Here is a 24,265-nt window from a genome sequence, read left to right as displayed (position 1 = left end):
TCATGTGGCAGGCAATCAGTCGTCTTTTGAGCGAGCAGTTAGGTGAAGGCGAAATCGAACTGCGTAATGAACTGCCTGGCGGAGAAGTCCATGCCGCATGGCAGTTGCGCTATGCAGGACGTGACTTTTTCGTCAAATGTGATGAAAGGGAACTGCTTCCCGGTTTTACCGCCGAAGCCGACCAACTGGAGTTACTGTCGCGTAGTAAAACCGTCACCGTGCCTAAGGTTTGGGCAGTTGGCGCTGACCGTGACTATAGTTTTCTGGTGATGGATTATCTCCCACCTCGCCCGCTGGATGCGCATAGCGCATTTATTCTTGGTCAGCAAATTGCGCGTTTACATCAATGGAGCGACCAACCGCAATTTGGCCTCGATTTCGATAACGCGCTCTCCACAACTCCCCAGCCCAACACCTGGCAACGTCGCTGGTCAACTTTTTTTGCTGAACAACGGATTGGCTGGCAGCTGGAACTGGCGGCAGAAAAAGGGATCGCTTTCGGCAATATCGATGCCATCGTCGAGCATATTCAGCAGCGTCTGGCCTCGCATCAACCGCAGCCTTCTCTGTTGCACGGCGATTTATGGTCCGGCAACTGTGCGCTGGGTCCGGATGGCCCGTACATTTTCGACCCGGCCTGCTACTGGGGTGACCGAGAGTGCGACCTGGCGATGTTACCGCTGCATACTGAACAGCCGCCACAAATCTATGACGGCTATCAGTCAGTATCCCCGCTACCTGCCGATTTCCTTGAACGTCAACCGGTTTACCAACTCTACACGCTGTTAAATCGTGCAAGGTTATTTGGCGGTCAGCATTTGGTTATTGCTCAGCAGTCACTGGATAGATTATTAGCAGCATAATATGGGGTGAGGATAATGGCCGCTCCGTGCGGCCTTTTGATTAAATAAACCCCAGCAGAGAAAAGAACACATAACCTGCAGCAATACAAATAACCGGCAGGATATACAGCGAGAAAAACTGCAGGAAAATAGTATGGTGCGGCACAACAATACGTGACTCAATTTGTTCACGCGTTAGCCCCTCTTCCCCTTTGGCTTTTTCCAGAATGAGTTGATCTTCAACACCTTCCCGCAAGAAGCGCGCCTGGCGACTCATCCGGGCACCGGAATCCTGCAACGCCAGCCCGACAAAAATCAGGATGAAAATCACCCAGAACATAACGTTCACGCCACCATTAAAATTGGGCGTCGGGGAGTTATACCAGAACAGATTCAAAAAAGGCGTATTCGCCTGCATCATATCGATCATGACATGAGTAAAGTCGAGCATGACCGCATTAATGCCTTCCTGGTTTTCCTGCCGGGTATTCATAAATTTCAGCAAAGAAATCAATGTAGAGATCAATGCAGGTATAAAAATCACCCAACCCAAAATCCTTTTCAAAACAGCAATGCGTCCAGCTTGTTGATACGTCATGAGTTCTCCTTGATTAAGACGCGTCGTTTCACTTAGTTTACCTGTAGATATCTGTTTTCGCCCATTCTTTAAAGGCGATATGATAGGCGCTTAATCATAAGCACGGCTTAATACCTTACACATAATGCTCTAAAGGAGAGGTTGTAATGTCAACCCCGCGTCAGATTCTTGCTGCAATTTTTGATATGGATGGATTACTTATCGACTCAGAACCTTTATGGGATCGAGCCGAACTGGATGTGATGGCAAGCCTGGGGGTGGATATCTCCCGTCGTAACGAGCTGCCGGACACCTTAGGTTTACGCATCGATATGGTGGTCGATCTTTGGTACGCCCGGCAACCCTGGAATGGGCCAAGCCGTCAGGAAGTAGTAGAACGGGTTATTGCTCGTGCCATTTCACTGGTTGAAGAGACACGCCCATTATTGCCAGGCGTGCGTGAAGCCGTTGCGTTATGCAAAGAACAAGGTTTATTGGTGGGACTGGCCTCCGCGTCACCACTACATATGCTGGAAAAAGTGTTGACCATGTTTGACTTACGCGACAGTTTCGATGCCCTCGCCTCGGCTGAAAAATTACCTTACAGCAAGCCGCATCCGCAAGTATATCTCGACTGCGCAGCAAAACTGGGCGTTGACCCACTGACCTGCGTAGCGCTGGAAGATTCGGTAAATGGCATGATCGCCTCTAAAGCAGCCCGCATGCGTTCCATCGTCGTTCCTGCGCCAGAAGCGCAAAATGATCCACGTTTTGTATTAGCAAACGTCAAACTCTCATCGCTGACAGAACTCACCGCAAAAGACCTTCTCGGTTAATAACCAGGGGCAGTGATCACGCTGCCCCTGGTTCTTTATCTGAATTTGCATTCAACTGGCGGATTAATCGTCAATTTAAGAAAAAGAGTTACACCGTCACCACTTCCGCGCACTGTATAAAAATCCTATACTGTACGTATCGACAGTTTAGTGAGTTTTATCATGACGGCGGAAGGTCACCTTCTATTTTCTATTGCTTGTGCGGTATTTGCCAAAAATGCCGAGCTGACGCCCGTGCTGGCACAGGGTGACTGGTGGCATATTGTCCCTTCCGCAATCCTGACGTGTTTGTTACCGGACATCGATCACCCAAAGTCGTTTCTTGGGCAGCGATTAAAGTGGATATCAAAACCGATCGCCCGCGCTTTTGGGCATCGTGGTTTTACCCACAGTCTGCTGGCGGTATTTTCGCTGCTGGCAACCTTTTACCTTAAGGTTCCTGAAAGCTGGTTCATTCCGGCTGATGCATTGCAGGGCATGGTGCTGGGTTATTTGAGCCACATACTTGCCGATATGCTGACACCCGCCGGTGTTCCCCTGCTCTGGCCATGCCGCTGGCGTTTCCGCTTGCCTATCCTGGTTCCCCAAAAGGGCAACCAACTGGAACGTTTTATCTGCATGGCATTATTTGTCTGGTCGGTATGGATGCCCCATTCATTACCCGAAAACAGCGCTGTCCGTTGGTCATCGCAAATGATCAATACCTTGCAGATCCAGTTTCATCGGCTTATTAAGCATCAGGTTGAATACTAAAAAGGCAAAAATCACCTTTCTGGAATAAGCAATTCCATTTGAATATAAGAGCCAGCTCACAGTTCTGTTAATCTTGCGCCAACACTATGACTGCTACGCAGTGATAGAAATAATAAGATCAGGAGAACGGGGATGAACTTTCCATTAATTGCGAACATCGTGGTGTTCGTTGTACTGCTGTTTGCGCTGGCTCAGACCCGCCATAAACAGTGGAGTCTGGCGAAAAAAGTGCTGGTGGGTCTGGTGATGGGTGTGGTTTTTGGCCTCGCCCTGCATACCATTTATGGTTCTGACAGCCAGGTACTTAAAGATTCTGTACAGTGGTTTAACATCGTTGGTAACGGCTATGTTCAACTGCTGCAAATGATCGTTATGCCGTTAGTCTTTGCCTCTATTCTGAGCGCGGTTGCCCGTCTGCATAACGCATCACAGTTAGGCAAAATCAGTTTTCTGACCATCGGAACGCTTTTGTTTACCACGCTGATTGCAGCGCTGGTCGGTGTGCTGGTCACCAACCTGTTTGGTTTGACGGCTGAAGGTCTGGTTCAGGGTGGTGCAGAAACTGCACGTTTGAACGCCATCGAAAGTAACTATGTTGGTAAAGTCTCTGACCTGAGCGTTCCGCAGCTGGTCTTGTCCTTTATCCCGAAAAACCCGTTTGCCGATTTGACCGGAGCCAATCCGACGTCAATTATCAGCGTGGTAATTTTTGCCGCATTCCTCGGCGTAGCTGCGCTGAAGCTGCTGAAGGATGATGCGCCGAAAGGTGAACGCGTCTTAACCGCTATCGATACCCTGCAAAGCTGGGTGATGAAACTGGTTCGCCTGGTCATGCAGCTGACCCCTTACGGCGTTCTGGCGCTGATGACCAAAGTGGTTGCAGGTTCTAACCTGCAAGACATCATCAAACTGGGTAGTTTCGTTGTCGCGTCCTACCTCGGTCTTCTGATTATGTTTGCAGTGCATGGCCTTCTGCTGGGCATTAATGGCGTGAGCCCGCTGAAGTACTTCCGTAAGGTATGGCCAGTACTGACGTTTGCCTTTACCAGCCGTTCCAGTGCTGCGTCTATCCCACTGAATGTGGAAGCACAAACGCGTCGACTCGGTGTTCCTGAATCCATCGCCAGTTTCGCCGCCTCTTTCGGTGCGACCATTGGTCAGAACGGCTGCGCCGGTTTGTATCCGGCAATGCTGGCGGTGATGGTTGCGCCTACGGTTGGCATTAACCCGCTGGACCCGATGTGGATTGCGACGCTGGTCGGTATTGTTACCGTTAGTTCCGCAGGCGTTGCCGGTGTCGGTGGTGGCGCAACTTTCGCCGCACTGATTGTGCTGCCTGCGATGGGCCTGCCAGTAACGCTGGTGGCGCTGTTAATCTCCGTTGAACCGCTTATCGACATGGGCCGTACGGCGCTAAACGTTAGTGGCTCGATGACAGCTGGCACGCTGACCAGCCAGTGGCTGAAGCAAACCGATAAAGCCATTCTGGATAGCGAAGACGACGCCGAACTGGCACACCGTTAATTCTTATGCTGGCAACGGTCCGTTTTGTATAGGGACCGTTGCCTTACTTTTTAAATGTTCCATCGCGGCGATGCATACTGACTCATATTTAAACAGATCGTCAGCGAAAAAAATGACCAACTTATCAATACATTCCTGACTCAATGAATGTGCCTGTAGCGAGAAGCTTAAAACCTCATACCCGAGACGTTTTCTAAGTGAACTATCTGGAATACTCATAATATCTTCAAGCACACCATTTCCCATTCCCGGAAGATTTAGTGGATTAAAAAGAAGACTGATATTAAGCATTGATATTATCGAAGGAAACTTTAGGAGACTCTCATTTTTTTGAATCGCAGCAAAAATGCTCCCAACAGGATGTATATAATTTTGTTCATAGTATATCGTTCTTAAATAGTGAATAACCAACCTGTTTTTTATATTGATCAAATTGGTCATTTTTTCTGGGCGAAATACAGAAGTGACATCCATTCCAATAAAATCTTTATTTATACCTCTTATCCGAATTTCACTACCATAAAGATTATTAATTATTACTCTATATTTAACATTGTCCTGCAGATATGTATCAAAACTAAGTACTGGCGCTCCTGGCTTTGAGGCATCATAGTTAATGTTAGACATATAGGCAATCATATAATTAAAGTTTGATTCTGCTATTTCATCGCAGGCACATTGACCCGTTGATATAAAGAAAGTGAGTGCTGTCATGGTAGACTGCAGTCTTTCTTTAAAAGAGTCGAAGGCAAGGTTTTTAATATTTAAATTACCATAATCACTCTGTATTAAGTTTGTAGAAAGCATCTCCCGCCTCATATTGTTAACAAAATTATTATCTCATTTAAATCTAAGTCATTTACAATATAAGTTTAAGAGCGACGCCACAGGATGAACTATCAAAAATAGCTCATCATGATTAGCAAAACTTAACCATTTTAAAATAAATAAACAATTAAAGAAAAAAGTTCACTTATTTATAGCAATAGATCGTCAAAGGCAGCTTTTTGTTACAGGTGGTTTGAATGAATGTAGCAATGAAATACAAAATTTCAGGCCATGTAACTCCCGGCAAAACCGGGAGGTACGTAATCTTTACTCAGTCACTTCCCCTTCCTGGCGGATCTGATTTGCCCAACGCTGGGCGGATTCAGGCACAGTAAACGCCGGTGAGCGCAGAAATGACTCTCCCATCAGTACAAACGCAACATATTTGCCACGCAGCATCCAGACATCACGAAACGAATCCATCTTTATCGCATGTTCTGGCGGCGCGGGTTCCGTGCGTGGGATATAGCTAATAATCTGGCGGTTTTGCTGACGGAGCGGTTTCTTCATTACTGGCTTCACTAAACGCATATTAAAAATCAGAAAAACTGTAGTTTAGCCGATTTAGCCCCTGTACGTCCCGCTTTGCGTGTATTTCATAACACCGTTTCCAGAATAGTCTCCGAAGCGGGATCTGGCTGATGGTCTATATTTAGAGGGTTTTTTGACCAAAACAGCGGCCCTTTCAGTAATAAGTTAAGGAGACGAGTTCAATGTCGCAACATAACGAAAAGAACCCACATCAGCACCAGTCACCACTACACGATTCCAGCGAAGCGAAACCGGGGATGGACTCACTGGCACCTGAGGACGGATCTCATCGTCCAGCGGCTGAACCAACACCGCCAGGTGCACAACCTACCGCCCCTGGGAGCCTGAAAGCCCCTGATACGCGTAACGAAAAACTTAATTCTCTGGAAGACGTACGCAAAGGCAGTGAAAATTTTGCGCTGACCACTAATCAGGGCGTGCGCATCGCCGATGATCAAAACTCACTGCGTGCCGGTAGCCGTGGTCCAACGCTGCTGGAAGATTTTATTCTGCGCGAGAAAATCACTCACTTTGACCATGAGCGCATCCCGGAACGTATTGTTCATGCACGCGGATCAGCCGCTCACGGTTATTTCCAGCCATATAAAAGCTTAAGCGATATCACCAAAGCGGATTTCCTCTCAGATCCGAACAAAATCACCCCAGTATTTGTTAGGTTCTCTACCGTTCAGGGTGGTGCTGGCTCTGCCGATACCGTGCGTGATATCCGTGGCTTTGCCACCAAGTTCTATACCGAAGAGGGTATTTTTGACCTCGTTGGCAATAACACGCCAATCTTCTTTATCCAGGATGCGCATAAATTCCCCGATTTTGTTCATGCGGTAAAACCAGAACCGCACTGGGCAATTCCACAAGGGCAAAGCGCCCACGATACTTTCTGGGATTATGTTTCTCTGCAACCTGAAACTCTGCACAACGTGATGTGGGCGATGTCGGATCGCGGTATACCGCGCAGTTACCGCACCATGGAAGGCTTCGGTATTCACACCTTCCGCCTGATTAATGCCGAAGGGAAGGCAACGTTCGTACGTTTCCACTGGAAACCACTGGCAGGTAAAGCCTCACTCGTTTGGGATGAAGCACAAAAACTAACCGGACGTGACCCGGACTTCCACCGCCGCGAGTTGTGGGAAGCCATCGAAGCAGGCGATTTTCCGGAATACGAACTGGGCTTCCAGTTGATTCCTGAAGAAGATGAATTCAAGTTTGACTTCGATCTTCTCGATCCAACCAAACTCATCCCGGAAGAACTGGTACCCGTTCAGCGTGTTGGCAAAATGGTGCTCAATCGCAACCCGGATAACTTCTTTGCCGAAAACGAACAGGCGGCTTTCCATCCTGGGCATATTGTCCCCGGTCTGGATTTCACCAACGATCCGCTGTTGCAGGGGCGTTTGTTCTCTTATACCGATACACAAATCAGTCGTCTTGGCGGACCCAATTTCCATGAGATTCCGATTAACCGCCCGACCTGCCCTTACCATAATTTCCAGCGTGACGGCATGCATCGTATGGGGATCGACACTAACCCGGCGAATTACGAACCGAACTCGATCAACGATAACTGGCCGCGCGAAACACCGCCGGGGCCGAAACGCGGCGGTTTTGAATCATACCAGGAGCGCGTGGAAGGCAATAAAGTTCGCGAGCGCAGCCCATCGTTTGGCGAATATTATTCCCATCCGCGTCTGTTCTGGCTAAGTCAGACGCCATTCGAGCAGCGCCATATTGTCGATGGTTTCAGTTTTGAGTTAAGCAAAGTAGTTCGGCCGTATATTCGTGAGCGCGTTGTTGACCAGCTGGCGCATATTGATCTCACTCTGGCCCAGGCGGTGGCGAAAAATCTCGGTATCGAGCTGACGGACGACCAGCTGAATATCACCCCGCCTCCGGACGTCAACGGTCTGAAAAAGGATCCATCCTTAAGTTTGTACGCCATTCCTGACGGTGATGTGAAAGGTCGCGTGGTAGCGATTTTACTTAATGATGAAGTCAGATCGGCAGACCTTCTGGCCATTCTCAAGGCGCTGAAGGCCAAAGGCGTTCATGCCAAACTGCTCTACTCCCGAATGGGTGAAGTGACTGCGGATGACGGTACGGTGCTGCCTATAGCTGCTACCTTTGCCGGAGCGCCTTCGCTGACGGTCGATGCGGTTATTGTCCCTTGCGGCAATATCGCGGATATCGCTGACAACGGCGATGCCAACTACTACCTGATGGAAGCCTACAAACACCTTAAACCGATTGCGCTGGCAGGAGACGCGCGCAAGTTTAAAGCAACAATCAAGGTCGCTGACCAGGGTGAAGAAGGGATTGTGGAAGCTGACAGCGCCGATGGTAGTTTTATGGATGAACTGTTAACGCTGATGGCAGCACACCGCGTGTGGTCACGCATTCCTAAGATTGACAAAATCCCGGCGTAAATATGGATAAGGTCACGCCCCCTGGGGAGTGACCTTACCACCTTACTTACACATCAAGATAACTACCCAACCGATAACCACGCTCAGCAATCGCATATTTCAACGACGCTGAAGTCAGCACATCCAGTTCCGTTAACCGAGGGAAGCAATAAGCACTCTGGCGAATCGTATTATCGATAAACGCCGGGTGGCACATCACTTCCAGCGAGCGCTCGCCGCGATGACTGGAGTCATCAAGCACTTGCAGGAACAGTGTCTCGCTAATCTCTTCACCATAAAACGCGCTACTGAATCCCTGCGAACTGCGCAGATTAGCCGGTAAATCACCATCCTTAGAAAGCGACTGACGGTCGATGCGCAACGCAATCCCCTCTTCTGCCGCAAACCTGGCAACAATCGGGAAAATCTGCGGGAACATATGCACATGATGATGGCTATCAAGATGCGTAGGTTTGCGTCCAAATAGCTCAATGAAACGCAAATACTGACTGGCGAGCTCCTGAGTAATTTCTTCCAGCGGTAAAGCATCTTCTTCTGCCAACTGCCAGATCCATTTTCCCAGCACGCCATCGCGGGTTAACCCCGGCATAGCTGTCAGTGGCTTGCCCATAGTAAGGACAAAGTGCATCCCTATGGCCAAACTCGGTTCATCACGACTCAACTGCACTGCATGGTCAATAGCCTGCCCATTCACCAGTGCCGTCGTCGACGTGACAATCCCATTGCGACAGGCCTCGATAATGCCGTAGTTCTGACCTTTGCTTAAGCCAAAATCATCGGCATTAACAATCAGTAAGCGTTCCATAATCAGCCTCGGTTAATGTGCTTTTTTAAGCTCTGCGATGCAGTCGGCAAAATTTGGCAGCCATTTCTCGTGCGCCAGAATCATCTCGCGTGCCAGCAGCTCAGCATCGCGATCGGAATGCACCAACGGACTAAGGTTTAGCGCCAGTAACACATCGTTAAATTCTCCGCTAAGTGCAGCGTTGCTGGCAGCAATCTCGAAGCCTTTAATGGTGTGAATCAGCCCCATCACTTTATCATCGAAATGCGTAATGCGCGGATGTGGCGTCGCGCCATCGCGCCCCAGCGTACAGGTCATTTCTACCGCCCAGTCTGCCGGAATATTATCAATATGCCCATGATGCGGGATATTAACGTAATGTTCAGCTTGCTTGTCGTTGTAGATAGCGTTGATCACTTCGCACGCTGCATCAGAGTAATAAGCCCCACCGCGCTGTTCCAGTTCTTTCGGCTTAACTTTCAACTCCGGGTTTTTATACAGCTCAAAAAGTTGTTTCTCGACTTTCTGTACTACCTGTGCTCGTGCGCCGCCTTTGTAGTATTCGCCCATTTCAATAGCCAGCATCTCTTTTTGCTTGAAGTAATAAAGCAAATAAGAACACGGCAACAGATTCAGAGAACGAATTAAACCTTCGCTAAATGGCAGATCGAAAATATTTTTAACGCCAGATGCTTTTAACTGCCCGGATGCCACACCATCAAGCAATTCGGCAAAGCGTGATTTGCCATTTACCAGCACATCTTTAATGAACACCATATGGTTGAGGCCGAACAGATCGATAGATAAATCATCGCTATCTTTCAGCATCAGAACATCGCGAATAAACATCTTCATGCCGATCGGAATATTACACACGCCGATAAAGCGTTTAAATCCGGTATGACGATAAACGGCTTCAGTGACCATTCCCGCCGGGTTAGTGAAGTTAATCACCCATGCATTCGGACAAAGTTCTTCGACATCTTTTACGATGTCAAAAATCACCGGAATGGTACGCAGACCTTTAAACAGACCGCCCGCGCCGTTAGTTTCCTGACCAAGATAACCATGACTTAATGGAATACGTTCATCCAGTTCGCGCGCCGGTAATTGGCCTACGCGCAGTTGGGTAGTAACGAAATCAGCATCTTTCAATGCTTCGCGGCGATCCAGCGTTTTATAAAGCTTCATCGGGACGCCAGCGTTATCAATCATCCGTTGGCAGAGATCAAAAATAATATCCAGTTTAGCTTTACCACCTTCGACATCCACCAGCCATAATTCGCTGACCGGCAATTCGTGATAACGCTTAATAAATCCTTCCAGTAACTCCGGGGTATAGCTGCTCCCGCCACCAATAGTGACGACTTTTAATTTCTGGCTCATAATTTCTCCCTTCAGTACAGAATACTGATATCTGGCATATCTGCCCCCCCGGACATAAATAATCCAGCAACAGGACAGATATGTGAATTGTCAGGTATAACGACTTACTGATTAAATTCAGTCAATTTCTTACGATAGCTCTTAGGCGTAAAGGACGTTAATTTCTTAAACGTTTTAATAAACAAACTCGGGCTACTATAACCGGCCTCAAACGCAATATCCGTCACGGAATAGTTGGTCATTTCCAGTTGTTTTTTGGCAAAATTAATACGGATCTCATTAATAATCTGCATTGGTGTTTTGCCATAATATCGTTGAGTCGCTCGCGTCAAATATTCCTGTGATTTGGCTGACAACGTCACCATATTCTCCAGCGCCGATTCACTAAACTGCTCTTTATCATGCATCTTTTCTACCGTACTTTTCAGCCACTGCGGTACATCATCAATCACCTGTTCTTCGCGGTAATGACGTAAACGGTTAATGACATAAAAAGTAACCATCTCAACAAACTCTTCCAGCCCTGTTTCGCGGAAATTCAATGAAGAAATCACTGTTTCCACATAGGTGAGAAAAGCGTTATTGGTCCGGTATACCTGCGAAGCGACAAAGCAATAAGGCAACAACGGCAGGTAATGCTGCTCAAAAAAGCGTTTACTGATCCCAACATTCAATATGCGCGTGGCACCAAACTCATAAAAACTTTGATGGTGCGAACCTAACGGAATAAAAACAAAATCGCCCCGTTCCAGTAACACGCGCTTACCGTTAATCTCCTGGAAATAACGCCCGGTTAATACCAGAGTAAATTCATAATAGTCGTGCTGATGCAGTCCGCTGATACTCTCAGTTTTGTTGTAGATAAACACATGGAAGTTTTTGCCATTAAACAACTGCTGTTCTCGGGCAGTGGCAATTTCCGGCGCGTTAATCACTGGCTGCATCATCGACTCCTTATGCCTTCAGTTTTTCATGAAGCTCAATTAATTCGGTAATCAGTTCACGCGCAAGCATGGACGTCATTAAATGATCCTGAGCGTGGACCAGCACCAGACTCACTTTCATCTTACCTTCGCCCGCATCGCCTTCAATCAGTTTCGTCTGTACCAGATGCGCTTCATTCAATGCCATCCGTGACTGATCCATCATGGCTTTTGCTGCGGCAAAATCGCCCTGCTTCGCCTCTTTCAGTGCGGCATACGCCAGGCTGCGCGCTTGTCCGGAGTTGATGATAAGTCCCATCACCACTTCTTCCAGCTCTTCAGCTTCTGTTTGCGTATCGGGAATGTTATCGAGATCCATCATACATCGTTCCTCTCTTTTCTTACCGGCACGATTACCCGTACCGGCATCGATTAAAATTTCAGGGCGTTAGCGATATCTTCTTCGCTCTCTTCTTTATCAATCGCGTTTTGTGCTTTGTTAGCAACCACAACAAAGGGCAGATAAATTAACGTTGCGATACCAAGGTTGAAGAGTGCGACCAGCAATGCGGCGACGCTACCGTTGGTGTTAAAGAAGGCTCCCAGACCGGTTGGCATGGTCCACGGTGCAATATTGGTCACCGGAGGAATAATGCCCATGTAGTACGCTGCGAGGGTGATTGCCGCCAGAATCGGTTGTACCAGTACAAACGGAATAAACATCACCGGGTTCATGATAATTGGCAGACCAAACAGAATCGGTTCGTTAATCTGGAAGATACCGGACGGCAGCGCCAGTTTTGCCACCTGACGATAATCAGCACGGCGAGAGGCGATAAAGATAGCCAGGATCAGACCCAAAGTCGCACCACTGCCACCGAGGAAAATAAAGGAGTCCAGCATCGGCTTGGCCCAGATATGGAAGGTCTTACCGGCTGCCAGCGCCGCTTCGACGGAACCATATTGCTGATAGGTCGCGATGTTTTCCAGCGCCCACGGCGTCATAATGCCGTTGTCCAGTGCGGTCAGCGCCAGCGCGCCATGAATACCGAAGAACCAGAGCAGTGGAACAAAGATCACATAGGCCCAGCCCACCACGCTACCCAACGATGCCAGTGGGGTTGAGATGGTATCCATAATGATCTGATGGAAGTTGGTGCCCCAGGTATTCAACGCCCAGGCAATAATCCCCATCACGGAAAGAATAATAAAGCCGGGAATTAAAGCCGAGAAGGAACGCGATACTGAAGCAGGTACGCTGTCGGGCAATTTAATGACCCAATTGCGGCGGACAATAAAGGTAAACATTTCTGCCACCACCAGGCCAATAATAATCCCGGAGATGATATTCGCCCCACCTAACCAGTTTGCGCCAACCGCATAGGCCTCACCGACACTATAAGGCGTGACGGTCATAAATGCTGCAACGGATAACAACCCGGCCGCCAGCGCATCGACTTTACGCTCTTCTGCCAGCGCCATGCCAATAAAGAACGGTGCCATTAAAGACATTATCCCTAATGTTCCGTTATATACGTTGCCGCCAATACCTTTCAGACCATTAAGTGTTTCAATGGTTGAGGCATCCAGGCGAATACCTAAGGAATAAAAAAACGACCCCTCCCCAAAGCTTAGAAAAACGTTGTTAATTAATACAAACATGGCCCCCGCAAGGGTTAACGGCATTAAGCGAATAAAGCCATTTTTGATTGCATTAACGTGTGGCTGCTTTCCTATTTTAACTGCAAAAGGGAGGAGTACCTTTTCAAGCGATGCAATAACATTACTCATAGAAAAATACCCTTAAAAACCGCAATTTAAATATTGCGGTATTGATTTATGAAATAACTCTTTGACGGGAAAATTTAAAAAAATTAATTTGCTGCGGCTTTTTTAATCGCTGCAACCGCAGCCTTAAGCACGCCTAAACCATCGACTTTGCCATAAAGCAGCGAGTCAATTACTTCGACCGGTTTGTTGGGTAACAAACGCTGGATTTCGGGCAACATATAAGCAATCTGTGGCCCTAATAACACGACATCGGCATTCTGACCTTTTTCACCAGCCAGTGTTTCCGGAAATGCTTCAATAATGACCGGAACTTCATATTTTTCTGCCTGTGCGCGCATTTTTGATACCAGTAAAGAGGTAGACATGCCCGCAGAACAAAACAGATAAATGTGTTTCTTTTCCATAAAACTGCCCTCATCGACGATTATCTGTCAGCCAGACACTCCGCAAGCCTTAACCTGCTTCCATGCTCTGGGTAACTTGCGAAACCAACATGACTTTTTTTGTGGCTGAAAGGAGTATACGGTATAGACCTGAGCAATAGTATTTCTTTGACCTTATAAATTGTCTCTCCTTGACCTGCGGTTATGACCCTCTTCACATTTCGGGCAAATAATTCGCGAAGATAATTAAGAACTCAGGCCAAAAAAAACCGGCACAATGGCCGGTTTCCGTTGTAACTCAAGCTTTCAGGCGAAGTGATTACTTCGCAGCCTGTGGATCAGTGTCGTATTCAGCACAGGTCTGATAACCGGAGTTGATGACATGTCCGGTATCATCTAACGCGACAAAGTAGGTTTCTGCTTTACCATCACGTTGACCCAGGATGTAGGTCTGGCAAGTACCACGAGCATGGATCATGCTCACTTCAGACGAAGGTTTACCTGCAATTTGTGCAACCTGCGCCCGGCTCATGCCTTTTTTGACGTCTTTCACCACAGGCTGTACAAACTGGTCTTTGGTACGATCATAAGCCGTACAACCCGCCAGCATGGTTAATACCGCCGCTGCACTCAGAATTCCTGCCATATTCTTGTTCATATTCCGTCCTCTTGTTTATCAGCGTGTTAGATAAGCCTGGAATACATTGGGCGCTTTTTCAAGCCCGTGAACGAAACGGCTCCGCTTTCAGAGGATTCCTGTATGACGTTTTAACCACCATTCAGCCCGCTGTCGCTTGTCGTTTCAGTAGCAACGGGTTAGCTTTAAGGAAGTTTTGTCTTTTCTGTCTGGAGGGGTTCAATGACATTGCAACAACAAATAATAAAGGCGCTGGGCGCAAAACCGCAGATAAATGCTGAAGAGGAAATTCGTCGTAGTGTCGATTTTCTGAAAAGCTACCTGCAAACTTATCCGTTCATTAAATCACTGGTGCTCGGGATCAGCGGCGGTCAGGACTCCACGCTTGCCGGAAAGCTGTGCCAGATGGCGATTAATGAGCTGCGCCAGGAAACCGGCAACGAATCGCTGCAATTTATTGCCGTACGCCTGCCCTATGGTGTTCAGGCCGACGAACAAGATTGCCAGGATGCCATTGCCTTTATTCAACCGGATCGCGTATTAACCGTTAATATCAAGGGCGCGGTATTGGCCAGCGAGCAGGCATTGCGGGAAGCAGGCATTGAACTGAGCGATTTTGTCCGTGGCAATGAAAAAGCGCGTGAGCGGATGAAAGCACAATATAGCATTGCGGGTATGACCAGCGGTGTCGTGGTGGGCACCGATCATGCAGCAGAAGCCATTACCGGATTCTTCACTAAATATGGTGACGGCGGTACGGACATTAATCCGCTGTATCGTCTCAACAAACGCCAGGGTAAACAGTTACTGGCGGCATTAGGTTGCCCGGAACACCTTTATAAGAAAGCGCCAACGGCCGATCTGGAAGATGATCGCCCTTCTCTGCCAGATGAAGTGGCACTCGGCGTGACCTATGACAATATCGACGACTATCTGGAAGGGAAAAACCTACCTGAACAGGTCGCCAGAACAATAGAGAACTGGTATCTGAAAACCGAACATAAACGCCGTCCGCCAATTACCGTTTTCGATGATTTCTGGAAAAAGTAATAATTTGCACATATTGGTTTGTGCGAAAAAGAGTACTTTGTTCACGCCGGATGCGGCGTGAACGCCTTATTCGCCCCACAAAACTATGCAAATTCAATACATTGCATGAGTCGAATAGGCCTGACAGGCGTAGCACGTCAGATGGTGTAACCTTTGTCATCAACCCGCCTCTTTTTTAATCGCTCCCCGCCTGTTACACTGGATAGATAACCAGCATTCGGAGTCAACAGTGGTACGGCGTTTAACTTCTCCGCGGCTCGAATTTGAAGCTGCGGCAATTTATGAATATCCCGAACATTTACGTTCATTCCTTAATGACTTACCCACCCGACCAGGGGTGTATTTGTTTCATGGCGAAAGTGACACCATGCCGCTCTATATCGGCAAAAGCGTTAATATCCGCAGTCGGGTGCTTTCTCATTTACGCACCCCGGATGAAGCCGCCATGCTACGGCAATCCCGGCGAATTAGCTGGATCTGCACCGCAGGCGAAATCGGCGCTCTACTCCTTGAAGCGCGATTAATCAAAGAACAACAGCCGCTGTTTAATAAACGGTTGCGCCGCAATCGCCAGCTCTGTGCCCTGCAATTAAATGAAAAGCGCGTCGATGTGGTGTATGCCAAAGAGGTGGATTTTTCACGAGCCCCCAACCTGTTTGGCCTGTTTGCCAATAGGCGCGCAGCTTTGCAAGCATTGCAGACCATCGCTGATGAACAAAAACTTTGCTATGGCCTGCTGGGACTGGAACCGTTAAGCCGCGGGCGTGCTTGTTTTCGTTCTGCATTAAAACGTTGCGCTGGGGCGTGTTGCGGTAAAGAGAGCCATGAGGAACATGCGCTACGTTTGCGCCAGTCTCTGGAACGTTTGCGGGTGGTGTGTTGGCCGTGGAATGGTGCGGTGGCGCTGAAAGAACAGCACCCGGAAATGACTCAATATCATATTATTCAAAACTGGCTGTGGCTGGGGGCGGTTAATTCGCTGGAAGAAGCGACAACGTTAATTCGGGCACCCGCCGGGTTTGATCACGACGGTTATAAAATTCTTTGTAAGCCGCTGCTTTCCGGTAACTATGAAATTACTGAACTTGATCCGGTGAATAACCAGCAAGCCAGTTGATTTCACTGAACAACAGTTTACCTTGCGGTTGTAAAAGCCGCAGGGTGTGCCTGCCATCGAACCAGCACGCGCCCTGGTCGGTAGTGAGCAGTTTATCGCCCAGTTGCCACGCCCCGTTAATCACAAACACCACCCCGCCGCGTGAGCCAAAGGTAGTAAACGTACGTTCGGCAATTCTGACTTTCGCCTTACAGACATCCAGGCGTGTCATGATGTTGAAATCCATCGACATCTGCCCTGCCGTCAGTTTCGCTTTAACCACCTGGTCCGCCGCAAAGGCAAAAGGCTGTAACGGTTTTAAGGTATGGTTAAAGCGGTCTGCGCTTTCAAGGAACATCTCGCCGCCTTCCAGCAACGTCACTATCCTTTCCATACCTGGAAACAAAGAAAACTCCCCATTCGCCGCGATGGATGCAATGCTGGCACGCCAGTAAAAATCACGTTTTGCCGGTGGGAAAGTGCAAATTTCGCGCGTTTCACCGGCAGCATTTCGCCACAGATTCACCGACATTTTACGCATATCAAAGTATTCCATACTCGCTCCCGGCCCGTTCTTTTCATTGTTATCGTTCAGGTAACCGTGGATGGTTATCGGCAACTCGGGTGATTTACGTTAGTGGCGATCAGGCTTTTTTTGCATCTGTTTGAGAACAAAAAAGAAAACCGCCGATCCTGTCCACCGCATTACTGCAAGGTAGTGGACAAGACCGGCGGTCTTAAGTTTTTTGGCTGAAAGATTATTCAGCAGTTGCAGGCATTTTACCTTTTGCCGCTGGACGTTCTGTCAGACGCTTCTCAAAATTAGCATTAAATTGCTTTTTCTGTTCCGGCGTCAGGATGTTGTAAATCTTGTTCTGGGTTTCCATGTGCGCCAGCATGTTAGCTTTGCGCTGTTCTTCCATTTTTGCGATCTGCGCTTCAGCTTTTGCTTTATCGAAGGTATCGCTGGCAATGATGTCATGCATTGCGCGGCGTTCTTCCAGCGGCGGACGTTTCATCTGGTCACGCTGGCCTTTCATGATTTCGCGGATCTGCTGTTTCTGCGCGTCGGTCAGGTTCAGGTCTTTGAACATCATGTCCTGATGCGGACCGAACTTGCCTTTGTGGTGCATCATCGGCTTCGCGTCAGCCGATGCTGCGGTAGTGGTGTCTGCGGCATGGGCCAGGTTAGCCGCGCCAAGAGCCAGGGTAGAGGCAACAAACAGTGCAGTTAATTTACGCATATTCTATATCCTTCCTTTCAGTTATTTATTACGGCTTTCTTAAGTAGCGTGCCGTGTTGACGAGATTAACTTTACTGACTTTAGCGTCAATTAATCAGAGCAACGGTAAAACAATGAAAGTGTAAAAAACACTTTTGCGCCAATTATGGAGAAAAAAAGAAAATTTGATGGAGAGTGATGAGAGAATATTACAACACGATGATTTTGCAGAGATTATGAAGAACTATACCGGATGACTGGTGATAAATAAAGCAAATAACCAGGATTAATCTGTATTAATTTATAAGAAAGCAACTTAATACCCGCAGAATGATTTCTGCGGGTAAGTATTAGCTTATTTTTTCGAGCATTAATCCCGCGCGTAATCCCAACGCTACCAAAGGATTAGGGAATAACACATACTCTACATCATGGGTTACGGTAAAACGTTCCTCCCCGTCCTGCGCCAGCAATGTTCCTTTCTCAAACGGCATAAAATTCAGCGTGTCACTTGCCATATGCATTTCGAAGGACGGCGAGTGGCGAGTAATTTGCGAAACCACCCGATAACGGAGCGGCGGCGTTCTCACGATACCGACACTCTCACCAGATAGCAGCGCAGCAATTGCGCTGGCAGTGACTGCAAACTGGCGAAGATCGTTTTGTCCAAAGGGCAACGCTTTGCCGAGTTCCAGCGTACAGGCCAGCGCGCCAAAATGTCTGGCGCTGAAATGGGTAAACGTACCACCAGGCTCCTGATGGAACACCAGTGCCTCCAGACCCGCCGCACCCAGCCACGTCAGAAATTTCTCGTCCCAGGGAATGTCGCGTTGCGGTAATACACCGAACTGCGGATGCAAGGAGCCACGAATTGCGGTATGTAGATCAAGGTGCCAGCGCATAGATTCTTTGCCCTGGTCATAAAAATCTTCCAGGCACTGTTCCAGTTCGCGCGCCCGACAGGTTTCCCCGCTTTCAGCAAATAGCTGCCAACGACCGCCAAACATTCGGTTCATATCACTATGGCAATAACGTTTCCCTTGCTTCAGCGCAGGAGGATTCCCGAGGATCACCAGCAACCGCCAACGTAACGGGATCTCGCCGTGAGATATCGCGCCAAGCAACGCGTCCAGCATCTCCACAGGTGCCGTCTCATTACCGTGTATTCCCGCTGAAATCACCAGCGCACCTTGCGGTGGCGTTAATGGCGTCAGTTCCAGCACACCATCGCCCAGCCAGCGCCAGCGAACGCCGTTGATTTCTCGCTCGATGATAACCGGTTTTTTACCCGTTAAGGTCAGAGCAAGAAAATTATCCATTGCCCCCTCCTTCACGCTGGAACGGATAAACCGAACCGAGATTCAGTAATTGGCTCAATACATCCAGTGCTTCCCGGCCTTCGCGCAGCAATTGCGGGTCGGCCAGATCGGCAGCAGTAAGACGATCGCGGTAGTAACGATCCACCCAGTCATTGAGCACATTAAACAGCGTATCGTTCATCATCACCGCCGGATTCACCGCCCGGCGTTCTTCTTCTGTCAATACCACGCGCAACCGCAGACACGCCGGGCCGCCGCCGTTTGCCATACTTTCACGTAAATCAAAAACTTTTAGTTCGCTAATCGGGTTGTCAGCGGCAAGGAGTTCATTGAGATAACCCCATACTCCGGCGTGTTCCCGACACTCCTGAGGCAGCACCAACATCATGGAACCATCATCGCGGCTCAACAGTTGGCTGTTAAACAGATATGTAGACACCGCATCCGACACGGAAACCTGAGTCGCCGGAACTTCTATCGCCATAAAACCGTTCACCCGCGCACGCAGGTTTGCCAGTAACTGCACCTGTCGAGCGAACGCCTGTTGATGGCAAAACAGCACCTGGCGGTTACTCACGGCAATCACGTCATTATGAAAAACGCCCTGGTCGATAACGTCCGGGTTTTGCTGGGCGAAAATCACCTGTTGGGGATTCACCTGATTCAGCCTTGCCACCGCCTCGCTGGCTTCGCGAGTCTGCCGCGCCGGATAACGGGAAGGCCGGGTATCATTGCCTTCTTCTCGCCCGTAGACAAAAAGTTGCATACCCGGTTCACCGTAATGACCGCCGAGACGATTGTGGTTTGCCGCCCCCTCATCACCGAGCAAGGCTACCTGCGGCAACGCCGAATGGACACTAAATTTCTCTTCGTCGTTAAAAATCGCTTTTAACAGCGATTCAGTGACGGGCGCTTCCAGCGAACGGTGAAATTTATTGTTCAGGTTAGCAACGGTGAGATGCACTTTGCCATCCAGCGTATCGGCAGATGGCGCGATCGTTGCCGCATTGGCTACCCACATTGGCGAAGCGGAACTGACGCTGGAAAGCCACTGCGGTGCCTGGCGTGCAACCTTTTCCAGTACCTGCTCATCGCTACCACTGAATCCCAACTGACGCAGCACCGGAATAAACGGACGCTCGTGCGGCGGGATCACCGCCTGGGGGAATCCCGCGTCGGCAAGGGCTTTCATTTTCAGTAAGCCCTGCTTCGCCGCCAGTCGCGGGTTAGAGACCTGAAAACGGTGACTGGTGGAGGCTTCATTACCAAACGACAGGCCCGCGTAATGATGAGTCAGCCCTACCAGCCCGTCGAAATTGATTTCCCAGGCGTTCATCGCACCACCTCATCGGAAAAATCCAGCCCAGGGTTAAGCGTGGCGGGCAATGTTAACGAGTCCGACTCCAGGCTCGCCATCGGCCAGGCGCAGTAATCTGCGGCATACCAGGCGCTGGGGCGATGGTTACCGGAAGCGCCAATGCCGCCGAATGGCGCGGTACTGGCAGCACCGGTAAGCGGTTTGTTCCAGTTAACAATCCCCGCCCGTGCCTCAAGCAGCAGTTGATCGAATTTTTCCCGCTCGGGGGAAACCAGACCGCAAGAGAGTCCGAAGCGGGTGTTGTTCGCCATCCGAACCGCCTCATCAAAGGTGTCATAACGCCAGACGCGCAATAGCGGACCGAACACCTCTTCATCTGGTACGCCAGCAACGCCCGTCATTTCAATGATCCCCGGCGTCAGCAACGATGTTCCTGCTTGTAATAAGCCCGGCGCAAGCAGGGGTCGCCCACCCATCGCTTCCAGTTCCTGCCAGGCAGTAACCACCTGCTGTGCAGCCTGCTCTGATATCAACCCGCCAATAAATGGCTGCGGTTCGTCATCCCAGTTGCCCGGCGTTAATCGCTGGCTGACGGCAACCAGACGAGCAAGGAACGCATCGCCCTGCGCCCCGCTTTTCAGCAATAAACGGCGGGCGCAGGTGCAGCGTTGCCCGGCTGTGACAAACGCCGACTGAATGGTCAGATGGACAGCCGCGTCGATATCCGCCACCTCATCGATAATCAGCGGGTTATTGCCGCCCATTTCGAGGGCGAGAATTTTCTCCGGCTGACCGGAGAGCTGACGATGCAACTGGTAGCCAGTATTGGCGCTACCGGTAAACAACAAGCCGTCGAGATCCTCCAGCGCACTCAGCGCCTGACCCGTTTCACGCCCGCCCTGCACCAGGTTCAGCACGCCCGGCGGCAAGCCAGCCTGCTGCCATAAACGCATTACCGCTTCGCCACTCCACGGTGTCAGTTCGCTGGGTTTAAAGATAATGGTGTTACCTGCCAGCAATGCCGGAACGATATGTCCGTTCGGCAAATGACCAGGGAAATTATACGGCCCAAACACCGCCAGCACGCCGTGTGGACGATGGCGCAGGCTTACCGCGCCGTCCGGCATTTCGCTGCGCTGTTCCCCCGTGCGCACGTGATATGCCTTGATTGATATCGCAATTTTATTGATCATCGCCGTCACTTCAGTTGCCGCTTCCCAGCGCGGCTTACCGGTTTCTCTGGCAATAATCGCGGTTAATTCGGCTTTATTGCTTTCCAGCAGTGCGGCAAAGCGTTCGACAACTGCCTGACGTTCAGCAAATGAGAGACGCGCCCAGCGCGGAAACGCCGCACGGGCAGCCCGACAAGCCTGCTCAACCTGAGCGGCATCGGCATCATTGCCCTGCCATAACACCTCGCCCGATACCGGATTACGCTTCACACGCAATGCGCCCTGGCCCGTCACCCAGTCACCGTTGATCCATAAAGTCATGCTGTTTTCTCCTCTGCGCACAGGCGCACCAGACGAACGCGATCCCCGGCGTGGCATTTGAGGGCATCGAGTTGTGCGGCGGTTAAAATCAAACGCTCGGTCGCTGGATCGGTACGCACCAGCACCACGCGGAAATGGTGATAATTTTCATTGGCGACCAGGCAGGCCGGGAAATCGCCCTGCGCAGGCTGCCCTTCTGCCACTTCCACCAGCCGACTTTTACGGATGGCGCGCACGCGGTCGATATCACACTCAAGCGTCGGCCCACCGTCGAAGATGTCGATATAGTTACGGTAACGAAAACCTTCTTTCTCCAGTACCGCACGGGCAGGCGCGGTTTGCGGATGTACCTGACCGATGACGTCCTGGGCTTCCTGGGATAAAAAGTGGGTATAGATCGGATGTTTCGGCATCAGTTCTGCAATAAATGCCTTTTGCCCGGTGCCGCAGAGAAAATCGGCGCGGCTAAAATCCATCGAAAAGAAGCGCTTACCGAGGCTTTGCCAGAACGGTGAATAGCCATGTTCGTCAATCACCCCGCGCATTTCGGCAACCACTTTGTCATTAAACTTGTCGCGAAAAGCCGCCATAAACATAAAGCGCGATTTCGACAGCAAATAGCCGTTGCCCTCTTTGCGCCACTCCGGGTCGAGAAACAGCGTGCACAGCTCGCTGCTGCCGGTGTGATCGTTACTGAGAAACAGCGTCGGCAACGCGTTATAGACATTCAGCTCTTTCGAAGCGTGAACCAGCGTGCCGACGCGATAGTTGTACCAGGGATCGTTCAGCCCAACTGCCACCTCAATGGCGCAAATCCCCGCCACTGTGCCTGTCTCGCTATCTTCCAGCACGAACACATAGCCCTGCTCACTTTTGGGCAGTTCGCCTTGCCAGGTTTTGATTGCCCTTTCGATACGCGCCGAAAGCGTGGCTTCATTGGCGGGAAGCGACGTCAGGCCGCCGCCCGTTTTGCTGGCAAGCTGCATCAGCGCCGAGACATCTGAGCGCTCAACGGGACGGATGACCATCATGATGAACCTCGGCTAACAAAGTGGTCGCAAGCAGCTGCAAAGCGATCCAGTCCGGTCGTCACCTCTTCTTCGCTGACATTGAGCGCAGGCGCAAAACGCACCACGTTGCCACCCGCAATCAGTACCATCACGCCTGCTTTCGCCGCTTCCTGAGAGATCTGTTTCGCTTGCCCGGCGTAATCGGCATTCAGTACACAGCCAATCAACAAACCTAATCCACGAATTTCACTGAACAAACCGCAGCGGTGATTAACGGTATTAAGACGCTCAACAAACCAGTCGTGACGCTGCTTAACCCCGTTAAGCATCTCTGGCGTGTTGATGAGCTCCAGCACTTTGCCTGCCACCGCCGAGGCCAGCGGATTGCCGCCATAGGTGGTGCCATGAGTGCCAACGGTCATCACGCTGGCGCACTCTTCGGTTGCCAACAACGCACCGACCGGGAAACCGCCGCCCAGCGCTTTGGCGGTAGTTAACAGATCGGGCGTCACGCCGTAGTGCATATAGGCATACAGTTCCCCGGTGCGCCCGACGCCGGTTTGTACTTCATCAAAAATCAACAGCGCATTGTGGCGGTCACACAATTCACGCAGACCTTGTAAAAATGCGTTGCTGGCTGGCACCACACCGCCTTCCCCCTGGATGGGTTCGACAATCACCGCACAGGTAGAGTCGTCAATCAGCGCGCTGGCAGAGTTAATATCGTTATATGCAGCATGACGAATATCCGGCGGCAGTGGCGCAAAATCCTGTGAATAGGCTGGCTGCCCCCCCGCACTGACTGTAAACAGCGTGCGACCATGAAACGCATTTTTAAACGCCACGATACCGCTCTTATGGCTGCCGTAGCGGTCGTGAGCGAATTTACGCGCCAGTTTTAGCGCCGCTTCATTGGCTTCCGCACCGGAGTTACAAAAGAAGACGCGATCGGCAAACGTGGCGTCGATCAATTTTTTCGCCAGTCGCAGTACCGGCTCGTTGGTGTAACCGTTGCCGGTATGCCAGAACTTACTCGCCTGTTCGTTCAGCGCCTCACGCAGTTCCGGATGCGCATGGCCCAGCGCGTTCACCGCAATGCCACCCGCGAAGTCGATATACTCTTTCCCCTGCTGATCCCACAAGCGCGAACCTTCGCCACGTAGCGGTATAAACGGTGCCGGAGCGTAAACAGGTATCATCCATTCATCAAAGTTTTCACGCGTAATTGGCTGAGACATAGCGACCTCTACAGTAAATAATTCGTTATTTATATGTTAATAATAAGTAATGTTTGCGCTGTAAATGTAGATTGCAGGGTTCGTGCCAGCCAGTGATAAAAGTGCATAAACCGCGATGGCTAACTGGAAATCAAGGAGTTATAACCAAACCATATGCATTTAAAGTGCATATAAAGTGAATACGTTTGCGATGTGGGTGAATAAAAAGAATAAAAAACGCAATGTTATGCAGAAGTAAAATATAATTCTGGAATTGTGATCATTGACGAAATTTGCTGG

At 49.8% G+C, this 24,265-nt stretch carries 24 protein-coding genes; 7 read left to right on the top strand and 17 right to left on the bottom strand.

The features are described from left to right. Window positions 1-2: 2 nt before the first annotated feature. Entirely contained in the window at window positions 3-863 is an 861-nt protein-coding gene (locus ACJHXB_RS15060; protein WP_000267679.1) for a fructosamine kinase family protein, read from the top strand. 40 nt (window positions 864-903) lie between these two features. Here ACJHXB_RS15060 and ACJHXB_RS15055 read toward each other — a convergent pair whose 3' ends face one another. Continuing rightward, entirely contained in the window at window positions 904-1,440 is a 537-nt protein-coding gene (locus ACJHXB_RS15055; protein WP_000222172.1) for a YniB family protein, read from the bottom strand. A gap of 146 nt (window positions 1,441-1,586) precedes the next feature. Here ACJHXB_RS15055 and hxpB point away from each other — a divergent pair, with 146 nt between their 5' ends. From hxpB to tcyP, 3 genes are all read left to right on the top strand, one after another. Beyond that, the gene (gene hxpB, locus ACJHXB_RS15050) at window positions 1,587-2,255 is read left to right on the top strand and encodes a hexitol phosphatase HxpB (RefSeq protein ID WP_000106834.1); all 669 of its coding nucleotides are present in this window, start codon (window positions 1,587-1,589) and stop codon (window positions 2,253-2,255) included. A gap of 162 nt (window positions 2,256-2,417) precedes the next feature. Continuing rightward, complete coding sequence (locus ACJHXB_RS15045) at window positions 2,418-3,008, top strand: metal-dependent hydrolase (RefSeq protein WP_001469175.1); 591 nt, start codon at window positions 2,418-2,420, stop codon at window positions 3,006-3,008. A 132-nt stretch (window positions 3,009-3,140) separates the two neighbouring features. Further along, entirely contained in the window at window positions 3,141-4,532 is a 1,392-nt protein-coding gene (tcyP, locus tag ACJHXB_RS15040; protein ID WP_001010714.1) for a cystine/sulfocysteine:cation symporter, read from the top strand. 3 nt (window positions 4,533-4,535) lie between these two features. Here tcyP and ydjO read toward each other — a convergent pair whose 3' ends face one another. Both ydjO and cedA read right to left on the bottom strand, forming a co-directional pair. After that, the gene (gene ydjO / locus ACJHXB_RS15035) at window positions 4,536-5,339 is read right to left on the bottom strand and encodes a protein YdjO (RefSeq protein WP_001604603.1); all 804 of its coding nucleotides are present in this window, start codon (window positions 5,337-5,339) and stop codon (window positions 4,536-4,538) included. A 288-nt stretch (window positions 5,340-5,627) separates the two neighbouring features. After that, the gene (gene cedA, locus ACJHXB_RS15030) at window positions 5,628-5,891 is read right to left on the bottom strand and encodes a cell division activator CedA (protein ID WP_001241553.1); all 264 of its coding nucleotides are present in this window, start codon (window positions 5,889-5,891) and stop codon (window positions 5,628-5,630) included. A gap of 182 nt (window positions 5,892-6,073) precedes the next feature. Between cedA and katE the strand changes: the two genes are divergently transcribed. Then, window positions 6,074-8,335, top strand: a complete 2,262-nt coding sequence (gene katE, locus ACJHXB_RS15025; protein WP_000077833.1) for a catalase HPII — start codon at window positions 6,074-6,076, stop codon at window positions 8,333-8,335. 46 nt (window positions 8,336-8,381) lie between these two features. Here katE and chbG read toward each other — a convergent pair whose 3' ends face one another. The 7 genes from chbG to osmE form a co-directional block, all read right to left on the bottom strand. Then, a complete protein-coding gene (gene chbG, locus ACJHXB_RS15020) occupies window positions 8,382-9,140 on the bottom strand; it encodes a chitin disaccharide deacetylase (RefSeq protein ID WP_000440456.1) in 759 nt (252 codons plus the stop codon). 12 nt (window positions 9,141-9,152) lie between these two features. Further along, on the bottom strand, window positions 9,153-10,505 hold the full coding sequence (celF, locus tag ACJHXB_RS15015; protein ID WP_000078748.1) for a 6-phospho-beta-glucosidase: 1,353 nt from the start codon (window positions 10,503-10,505) through the stop codon (window positions 9,153-9,155). A gap of 104 nt (window positions 10,506-10,609) precedes the next feature. Next, window positions 10,610-11,452, bottom strand: coding sequence for a transcriptional regulator ChbR (gene chbR / locus ACJHXB_RS15010; RefSeq protein WP_000983653.1), 843 nt, complete (start codon window positions 11,450-11,452; stop codon window positions 10,610-10,612). A gap of 7 nt (window positions 11,453-11,459) precedes the next feature. Beyond that, window positions 11,460-11,810, bottom strand: coding sequence for a PTS N,N'-diacetylchitobiose transporter subunit IIA (gene chbA, locus ACJHXB_RS15005; RefSeq protein WP_000968909.1), 351 nt, complete (start codon window positions 11,808-11,810; stop codon window positions 11,460-11,462). Window positions 11,811-11,860: 50 nt separating this feature from the next. Then, window positions 11,861-13,219: a PTS N,N'-diacetylchitobiose transporter subunit IIC gene (gene chbC, locus ACJHXB_RS15000; protein ID WP_000073041.1), complete on the bottom strand. Its 1,359-nt coding sequence runs from the start codon at window positions 13,217-13,219 to the stop codon at window positions 11,861-11,863. A gap of 83 nt (window positions 13,220-13,302) precedes the next feature. Next, on the bottom strand, window positions 13,303-13,623 hold the full coding sequence (chbB, locus tag ACJHXB_RS14995; RefSeq protein ID WP_000412169.1) for a PTS N,N'-diacetylchitobiose transporter subunit IIB: 321 nt from the start codon (window positions 13,621-13,623) through the stop codon (window positions 13,303-13,305). A 298-nt stretch (window positions 13,624-13,921) separates the two neighbouring features. Then, complete coding sequence (gene osmE, locus ACJHXB_RS14990) at window positions 13,922-14,260, bottom strand: osmotically-inducible lipoprotein OsmE (protein WP_001039044.1); 339 nt, start codon at window positions 14,258-14,260, stop codon at window positions 13,922-13,924. 201 nt (window positions 14,261-14,461) lie between these two features. Between osmE and nadE the strand changes: the two genes are divergently transcribed. Together nadE and cho are read left to right on the top strand one after the other, a co-directional pair. After that, complete coding sequence (gene nadE / locus ACJHXB_RS14985; RefSeq protein WP_000175035.1) at window positions 14,462-15,289, top strand: ammonia-dependent NAD(+) synthetase; 828 nt, start codon at window positions 14,462-14,464, stop codon at window positions 15,287-15,289. Window positions 15,290-15,518: 229 nt separating this feature from the next. Continuing rightward, a complete protein-coding gene (gene cho, locus ACJHXB_RS14980; protein ID WP_000252392.1) occupies window positions 15,519-16,406 on the top strand; it encodes an excinuclease Cho in 888 nt (295 codons plus the stop codon). Here the strand turns inward: cho and ves are convergent. The 7 genes from ves to astC form a co-directional block, all read right to left on the bottom strand. Further along, on the bottom strand, window positions 16,366-16,941 hold the full coding sequence (ves, locus tag ACJHXB_RS14975) for an environmental stress-induced protein Ves (protein WP_001308689.1): 576 nt from the start codon (window positions 16,939-16,941) through the stop codon (window positions 16,366-16,368). The two genes, cho and ves, sit on opposite strands and share 41 nt — an antisense overlap. A gap of 202 nt (window positions 16,942-17,143) precedes the next feature. Then, window positions 17,144-17,629 (bottom strand): ATP-independent periplasmic protein-refolding chaperone Spy, encoded by a 486-nt coding sequence (gene spy / locus ACJHXB_RS14970; RefSeq protein ID WP_001228989.1) that lies wholly within the window; start codon window positions 17,627-17,629, stop codon window positions 17,144-17,146. A 329-nt stretch (window positions 17,630-17,958) separates the two neighbouring features. Continuing rightward, window positions 17,959-18,927 carry a succinylglutamate desuccinylase gene (astE, locus tag ACJHXB_RS14965; RefSeq protein ID WP_000368472.1) on the bottom strand — a complete coding sequence of 323 codons (969 nt, stop codon included), beginning with the start codon at window positions 18,925-18,927 and terminating at the stop codon, window positions 17,959-17,961. Continuing rightward, complete coding sequence (gene astB / locus ACJHXB_RS14960) at window positions 18,920-20,263, bottom strand: N-succinylarginine dihydrolase (RefSeq protein ID WP_000994951.1); 1,344 nt, start codon at window positions 20,261-20,263, stop codon at window positions 18,920-18,922. Before astB ends, astE begins: the two co-directional genes overlap by 8 nt. Continuing rightward, a complete protein-coding gene (gene astD, locus ACJHXB_RS14955) occupies window positions 20,260-21,738 on the bottom strand; it encodes a succinylglutamate-semialdehyde dehydrogenase (protein ID WP_000177305.1) in 1,479 nt (492 codons plus the stop codon). Before astD ends, astB begins: the two co-directional genes overlap by 4 nt. Next, window positions 21,735-22,769: an arginine N-succinyltransferase gene (gene astA, locus ACJHXB_RS14950; protein WP_000989429.1), complete on the bottom strand. Its 1,035-nt coding sequence runs from the start codon at window positions 22,767-22,769 to the stop codon at window positions 21,735-21,737. Before astA ends, astD begins: the two co-directional genes overlap by 4 nt. After that, complete coding sequence (astC, locus tag ACJHXB_RS14945) at window positions 22,766-23,986, bottom strand: succinylornithine/acetylornithine transaminase (RefSeq protein WP_410233508.1); 1,221 nt, start codon at window positions 23,984-23,986, stop codon at window positions 22,766-22,768. The genes astA and astC overlap by 4 nt, the downstream gene beginning before the upstream one ends. Window positions 23,987-24,265: the final 279 nt, after the last annotated feature.

Source organism: Escherichia sp. WS3227_2, assembly GCF_046486495.1.
Taxonomy (GTDB): Bacteria; Pseudomonadota; Gammaproteobacteria; order Enterobacterales; family Enterobacteriaceae; genus Escherichia; species Escherichia coli.
The sequence above is the reverse complement of the archived record's forward strand: the minus strand, read 5'-3'. Positions and strand labels throughout refer to the sequence as shown.